At 55.4% G+C, this 6,790-nt stretch carries 7 protein-coding genes and 1 pseudogene; 5 read left to right on the forward strand and 3 right to left on the reverse strand.

Annotated features, from left to right (window positions below; all coding sequences use genetic code 11):
* Positions 1-48: 48 nt before the first annotated feature.
* From VGC62_RS16000 to VGC62_RS16010, 3 genes are read left to right on the forward strand one after another with little or no spacing between them, the layout of a single operon-like run.
* Positions 49-1,140, forward strand: a complete 1,092-nt coding sequence (locus VGC62_RS16000; RefSeq protein ID WP_331188064.1) for a glycosyltransferase family 1 protein — start codon at positions 49-51, stop codon at positions 1,138-1,140.
* Positions 1,133-1,930 (forward strand): polysaccharide deacetylase family protein, encoded by a 798-nt coding sequence (locus VGC62_RS16005; protein ID WP_331188055.1) that lies wholly within the window; start codon positions 1,133-1,135, stop codon positions 1,928-1,930. The genes VGC62_RS16000 and VGC62_RS16005 overlap by 8 nt, the downstream gene beginning before the upstream one ends.
* Entirely contained in the window at positions 1,927-2,922 is a 996-nt protein-coding gene (locus VGC62_RS16010; protein WP_331188056.1) for a lysylphosphatidylglycerol synthase transmembrane domain-containing protein, read from the forward strand. Before VGC62_RS16005 ends, VGC62_RS16010 begins: the two co-directional genes overlap by 4 nt.
* Here VGC62_RS16010 and VGC62_RS16015 read toward each other — a convergent pair whose 3' ends face one another.
* Entirely contained in the window at positions 2,923-3,117 is a 195-nt protein-coding gene (locus tag VGC62_RS16015; RefSeq protein ID WP_331188057.1) for a hypothetical protein, read from the reverse strand. It abuts the gene before it with no gap.
* A gap of 154 nt (positions 3,118-3,271) precedes the next feature.
* Positions 3,272-4,123 carry a formyltetrahydrofolate deformylase gene (purU, locus tag VGC62_RS16020; protein WP_331188058.1) on the reverse strand — a complete coding sequence of 284 codons (852 nt, stop codon included), beginning with the start codon at positions 4,121-4,123 and terminating at the stop codon, positions 3,272-3,274.
* A gap of 352 nt (positions 4,124-4,475) precedes the next feature.
* Here purU and mvaT point away from each other — a divergent pair, with 352 nt between their 5' ends.
* The gene (mvaT, locus tag VGC62_RS16025; protein WP_331188059.1) at positions 4,476-4,856 is read left to right on the forward strand and encodes a histone-like nucleoid-structuring protein MvaT; all 381 of its coding nucleotides are present in this window, start codon (positions 4,476-4,478) and stop codon (positions 4,854-4,856) included.
* 100 nt (positions 4,857-4,956) lie between these two features.
* Here the strand turns inward: mvaT and sbcB are convergent, their stop codons facing one another.
* Positions 4,957-6,387, reverse strand: a complete 1,431-nt coding sequence (gene sbcB / locus VGC62_RS16030) for an exodeoxyribonuclease I (protein ID WP_331188060.1) — start codon at positions 6,385-6,387, stop codon at positions 4,957-4,959.
* A 208-nt stretch (positions 6,388-6,595) separates the two neighbouring features.
* Here sbcB and VGC62_RS16035 point away from each other — a divergent pair.
* Positions 6,596-6,790, forward strand: a pseudogene (locus VGC62_RS16035) (RDD family protein); the annotation flags it as partial.

The following is a 6,790-nucleotide window of genomic DNA, read 5'->3' on the forward strand; positions in this document are numbered from 1 at the left end:
CGACGAGATACCGGAGGGACGCACATCGTGCATATAGCTGACATGACCATGTTTTACGCACCGGCCAGCGGCGGCGTACGCACCTACCTTGACGCCAAGCACCGTCGCCTGGGACGTTATCCTGGTGTTCGCCACAGCCTGCTGATCCCTGGCGCCAGCCTGAGCAACGCAGACGGCATCTACAAAGTCCCCGCCCCGGCGCTGCCTTTCGGCAATGGTTATCGGTTTCCGTTACGCCTGGCACCTTGGCGAAACGTAATCAAAGATCTGCAGCCCGACCTGATCGAAGTCGGCGACCCTTACCTGACCGCATGGGCTGCCATTGACGCGCGCCGCCAACTGAATGTTCCGGTCATAGGTTTTTATCATTCCGACCTGCCGCTACTGGTCCGCAACCGCATTGGCACCTGGATGGGCACAAACGTTGAAAGCTACGTCGCCAAACTCTACAACAACTTTGATCGGGTATTGGCGCCCAGCACCGTGATGGCGCAAAAGCTCATGCGTCTGGGCGTTGAAAATGTCTACGTGCAGCCGCTGGGTGTTGATCTGCTGATGTTTGACCCCAGCAAACGTGACTCAGGGTTAAGGGCCGAACTGGGCATCAGCGATGACACCCGACTGCTGATATTTGCCGGTCGCGGTTCGCGGGAAAAGAATCTGCCCGTGCTGCTCGATTGCATGCGCAACCTCGGACACCACTATCATCTGCTACTGGTAGGCTCGCACATGCCCGCCGCGGTCCCGGATAACGTGTCGGTGATTGATCATTTTTGCCCAACCCATGAAGTGGCCCGCCTACTGGCCAGCGCCGACGCGCTTTTGCATGCCGGCGATCAAGAGACCTTCGGCCTGGTCATTCTGGAAGCGATGGCCAGTGGCACCCCCGTGGTGGCAGTTGCCGCAGGGGCGTTCACCGAAATCGTGCCCCAGACCTGCGGTCTGTTGTGCGAACGCAATAACGGGCAGGCCATGGCCGCAGCGGTGCGTGAGCTGTTCAGCGGTGACGTTGTCCAAAAAGGTTTCGCGGCTCGCGATTACGTTGAACGTTATTACGGGTGGGACACCGTCGTGTGCAGCTTGCTTGAACATTATCGAGCCGTTCTTGGTGGATCGATGCCGGTGCTTGCCCATGGTTGAATCGCAGAAAGGGGTTTTGACAGAACCCGCGCAGCACAGCGTCATGCTGGTACTGCACGACGTAGCGCCACAAACGTGGGAGGACTATCGTACGTTCGTGCAGGCCGTTGATCACCTGGGAAATATCCCTATCACCTGGCTGGTGGTTCCGGACTTTCACAGACGCAACGTCGTCGCTACCGATATCGATTTTCAGCGCAGGATGCATCATCGGCTAGAACGGGGTGATGAACTGGCGTTGCACGGTTATTATCACTGCGACGACGGACCGAAACCCCGCAATCCACATGAGTACTTCATGCGCAGAATCTATACGTGGGAGGGTGAGTTTTATTCCCTTGGTCAACAGCAGGCACTGCACCGACTGCATGCAGGGATCGAGGTGTTCAGGCATAACGATTGGCCGCTACACGGCTTCGTTGCACCCGCCTGGCTGATGAGCCAGGGCACGCGCGCAGCCTTGCGCACGTTGCCACTGGCTTACACCAGCGATCCACAGCACCTTTTTACGCTGCCGGACTTCACCGCCCTCGATGCACCGGGAATCGTATGGAGCGCACGCAGTGCGTGGCGTCGCGGCCTGTCCAAGGTGATCAGCGATCACCGCGAAGTACGCCTTGAGAACGCCGCGACTATTCGCTTGGGGCTGCATCCGGTGGACATGCGCCATGAATTTTCCCGCGATTACTGGTTGAATACTTTGCAACGATTGATTGAGAAAGGCCGCAAACCCATGACCAAATTTGCCTGGCTCTCGACGCAAGCGCCAAGCTTAAGGTCCGTCGCGTGAAGCGACTTGCATGGCTCTCGGCCGGGCTGATCGTAGCGTTGCTGATCCCGCTGTTCATGGGCGGCACGGAAATGTTTCAGCGCCTGCGCACCTTTCCTTTGAACCTGTTGTTAATCATGTTCGCCATGGTGCTGGTCGGCTGGTGTTGTAACACCGCACGCTTGCGCCTGCTGCTCGGCGACAGCGCCAATGGCCTGAGTATTCGCAAGAGCCTGGGCGTGGTCATGGCAACCGAATTTGCCTACAGCGCGACACCGGGCGGCAGTGGTGCTCCGTTGACGCTTGTGGCTTTGCTGTCGCGCAATGGCATCGGCCCGGCAAAAAGCACAGCTGCTTTTGCAACCGATCAACTCATGGATTTAGTGTTTTTCCTCGTGGCCCTGATCGGTATCCTGATCTACGCGCTGTTTCATAACCTGAGCGAACGACTGGAGTGGATGCTGATCGTCAGTGCGTTGCTAATCGTTGCAGCACTAGTGATGTGCGCAGGTTTCGCGCGCTATCACCGGCGATTCATCCTGTTCAACGGCATGCTGCTCAAGCGCTTCAACACCAAAGCCAGCACCCGCTTGCGATGGGCGCGCAAACTGCTGCACTTTCGCGATGCGCTGGCCGAAACCTGGAAAATGCCGCATCGCACACTGTTCAAAGTGTTCGTGCTCACCTGCCTGCACTGGGGGCTGCGCTATAGCGTGCTGTACCTGACACTGCAAGGCTTGGGCGCAGATATCCAATGGGCGTGGACGTTTCTGGTGCAAATGCTGTCCCTGAGCGCGGGACAATTCAGCCTATCACCAGGGGGGGCCGGGACGGCAGAGTTGACCTCAGCAGCCTTGTTGGCGCCCATGGTTGGGAAATCGACCGCAGCCGCGGCGATTCTGATCTGGCGGGCAGTGACTTACTACTTCTATCTGGTGGCTGGCGGCCCGGTGTTTCTGTTAATGGTCGGCCGCCCATTGCTGAACAAACTGATGCGCGTGAAACAAGCCTGATCAGTTGTTCTGGTTGTCTGGCAGAGGGTTTGGGGTGACGCCAGACGTTTCCTGCAGTTGTTTCCAGAGCTCGGCCGCGCCTTCAAATTCGGCACCGTCTTCAGGGGTTAGGGCATCGACGTCGTAACGGCTCAGGCAACCTTCACCAAGCGTTGGCGGAGCATGGGATACGGCTTTATCGAGTGGGTTGGTCATGTAAGCCTCCTGAGAATCCCCTATGCACATGCTCTGTTAGAGGCTCGCCCGCAAAGACAGTGGCCCCCATTCGAACCCGTCGAATGAGTGACTTCTTCGCACAGGTAAGCCTCGCGCCAACATCCATGGCTATACCACTCACACCATCACGAGCCTAGTCGAACACGACCGTCTTGTTGTCATGCACCAGCACGCGGTCTTCCAGATGCGCCCGCAGACCACGCGCCAGCACCATTTTCTCGACGTCACGCCCGAAGCGAACCATGTTTTCAATGCTGTCCCGATGGCTGACACGGACAACGTCCTGTTCGATGATCGGACCCGCGTCCAGCTCTTCAGTCACATAATGGCAAGTCGCCCCGATCAGTTTCACCCCGCGCAGCGAAGCCTGATGATAAGGCTTGGCGCCCACGAACGAGGGCAGGAAGCTGTGATGGATATTAATGACCTTGTGCGCATACTCACGGCACAACTGTGGTGGCAGAATCTGCATGTAACGCGCAAGCACTACAACATCGGCTGCATGCTGTTTGACCAGGCGTGAAACCTCAGCAAATGCTGGTTCCTTGTCTTTTGGGTCGACCGGTACGTGGTGATAGGGAATGTTGTGCCACTCAACCATACTGCGCAGGTCTTCGTGGTTTGAAATGACGCAAGCGATTTCACAATCAAGTTCATCACTGTGCCAGCGATGCAGCAAGTCTGCCAGACAGTGGGATTCGCGACTGGCCATCAGTACTACGCGCTTTTTCTGATCAGAATCGGTGATACGCCAGTTCATCGAGAACTCTTCGGCGATGGGCTTGAACGCCTCTCGCAGAGCCTCCAATTCCAGCGGCAAGGTGTCGGCACGAATCTCGTGACGCATAAAGAACCAGCCACTGTGGGTATCCGAGTGATGACTCGCTTCGGTAATCCAGCCGTTGTAGGACGCCAGAAAGTTACTGACTTTGGCAACGATACCAACACGGTCCGGGCAAGCAATCACCAGACGAAAAGTGCGCATGAGGGAAACTCCATAACTTCGCAAAGGCGGCCATTCTAGCGATTACGCAAGGACTGTGCAGTATTCGAATGCGCTTGATTTGGCTTGCGACGAAACGGCCACACCATTCAACGGCAATGCGCGGCAAAACAGACGCCTGATTGATGACGCCATCAAAAAAATGTGGCACCCGCACTAAATATGCAAGATGTGCTGATCGCGTGTAGCACTGCTATTAGTTTGTCGGATTCAGCAGGTCGGCAGGTATTTCAAGATGCTAAAAATAAAACTTTCCTTAAATGTTTACTTGCACAAAGTCTGTGACTATTATTGCGCTCATGCACCCTGCACATCACAACATAAGGTACCCCTCATGTCCCTGATCAACGAATACCGTGCGACAGAAGAAGCCATCAAAGAACTGCAAACCCGTCTGCAAAACCTGAAACAAGACGGCAAACTGCAGACCGAACTCGAGTTCGAAGGCAAACTGCGTACCTTGATGGGCGAATATCAGAAGTCCCTTCGCGACATCATCGCGTTGCTGGACCCAGAGTCCAAAATTAACAAGGCACCTCGCGGCGCTGTCGTGAAAACTACCGGCACCAAACGCGCTCGCAAAGTAAAGCAGTACAAGAACCCGCACAATGGCGAAATCATCGAAACCAAAGGTGGCAACCACAAGACTCTGAAAGAGTGGAAAGCCAAGTGGGGCGGTGACGAGGTTGAAAGCTGGGCGACCCTGCTGGACTGATTACCAAGTATCAGGGATCGCAGTTGTGCAGTAACGTACGACTCTAAAAAACGCCAGCTTGCTGGCGTTTTTTATTGCATAAGTCTTTTGTCATCCCGCTTTACAAGCCAAGACGCAAACGTAATTGCTGAGCGTAGTCTTGCCATTGGCCCAAGACCTTGAGCTGAGCAGGTGTCGCATTCAGCGATAACTCAATCAGTGCCTTGGTAAAGTCTTTAAGCGTATTGGGGGCTCCGGCCAGCGGGTCGGTCAGGCGAGTCTGACAAAAACTCAGCCAGCGTTGCTGCTCGGCGACGCTCAGGGTTTCGGCAAAGTTACGCGCACGGTACCGAAACAATAACTCCGGCAATCGCTCGTCATCGAACGGCCATGGGTCGCGGGCTAATTGCTGAGGTTCTGCAACTCGCACCTGCTCACAAAGGCGACGGTCACGGTCGTTAATAAAGCCAGCATATAACTGCTGCTCGGGGTCTTCGCTAGACGAAAAATCCTCACTGGCATAAACCGATTTCAACTTGTCCTGCCACAACGCCTGTCCTTCATTGAGACGCTGAACACGCTCTTTATAGAGCCCCATGTCCAACTGTAAACGCTGGCGATCCTCCTCACGCAGTACGCTTAAGGGCGCAATAACCGGACATTTATTTATATGCAGCAATTTGAGCGGCACCGGTAATTCACCGTCGGCCAGCTCTTCGCGGCGGGTATATAAGCGTCGGCGCAAGGTATCGTGGGTTTCTTGCAACAGGGGTTCATGATCAAGATGAAGGTCACACACAATCAACGCATTTTTGTTTGTTGGGTGCCACGCCAGCGGCAATACCACACCCAAATAACTGCGTGCCGCCGAAAAACGCCCTGATATATGCACCAGCGGTTGCATCAGACGGATTTGCTCCTGCACCTTGTGCTTACTGCGTAACTGAAAAAGATAGTCATAAAGCTTGGGCTGTTTATCGCGAATCAAGCGGCCCAACGCGATAGTCGCGCGCACGTCTGACAAGGCATCGTGGGCCTGACCATGATCAATCCCATTGGCCGCCGTAAGCCGCTCTAACTTAAGCGTTACTCGCCCCTCTTCCTCTGGCCATACAAAGCCCTCCGGGCGCAATGCATAAGCGGTGCGAACCACATCGATCAAATCCCAGCGACTGTTGCCACCTTGCCATTCACGCCCGTATGGGTCGAAAAAGTTACGGTACAGACTGTAACGGGTCATCTCATCATCAAAGCGCAGCGTGTTGTAGCCTGCGCCACACGTTCCGGGTGCTGCCAGTTCAGCATGCACGCGGGTCATGAAATCTGCTTCGCACAGCCCCTTCTCGGCCAAACGCTCAGGCGTGATGCCAGTCACCAGACATGCCGCAGGGTGCGGCAGGATATCGTCACTGGGTTGACAGTAAAGATTGATGGGGGCGGCAATCTCATTGAGCTGATCGTCCGTACGAATGCCGGCTACCTGAAGCGGTCGATCATTGCGTGGATTGATCCCAGTGGTTTCGTAGTCGTACCAGAAGATGCTTGAGGTCACGGTCTGATCCTGAACAGAAGTCGCGCGAAGTCTATCAGATCACCCTGAACGACCTCTGTAGGACTAACCCGGCTTCGCGCCCGGAAAAAGGACCTGTTTTAGAGTAAAGAAGCATTTTCTTACAACCTGCGTGCAAAGTGTCCGGTTGCTTAGCTGGACCTTGCTGGCTAGCATCACCCTTTAATTTTCTAGTGTCCCTCTCCCGACAATGCACTCTTCGCACGCCATGCCCGGCAAGACTGCGCAACCTGCGCCGCTGGACACTCGCATTCGCATGGAAACCCCAGAAGGCATCGACCTGCTGCTGCGCCCCGCCGGCCTTGTTTCCAGGGCCATGGCCTTCAGTATCGATCTACTCATCCGCGCCGTCGTTCTTGGCGCGTTGTTCCTGTTACTTAGCCCC

Source organism: Pseudomonas sp., assembly GCF_036404235.1.
GTDB lineage: Bacteria > Pseudomonadota > Gammaproteobacteria > Pseudomonadales > Pseudomonadaceae > Aquipseudomonas.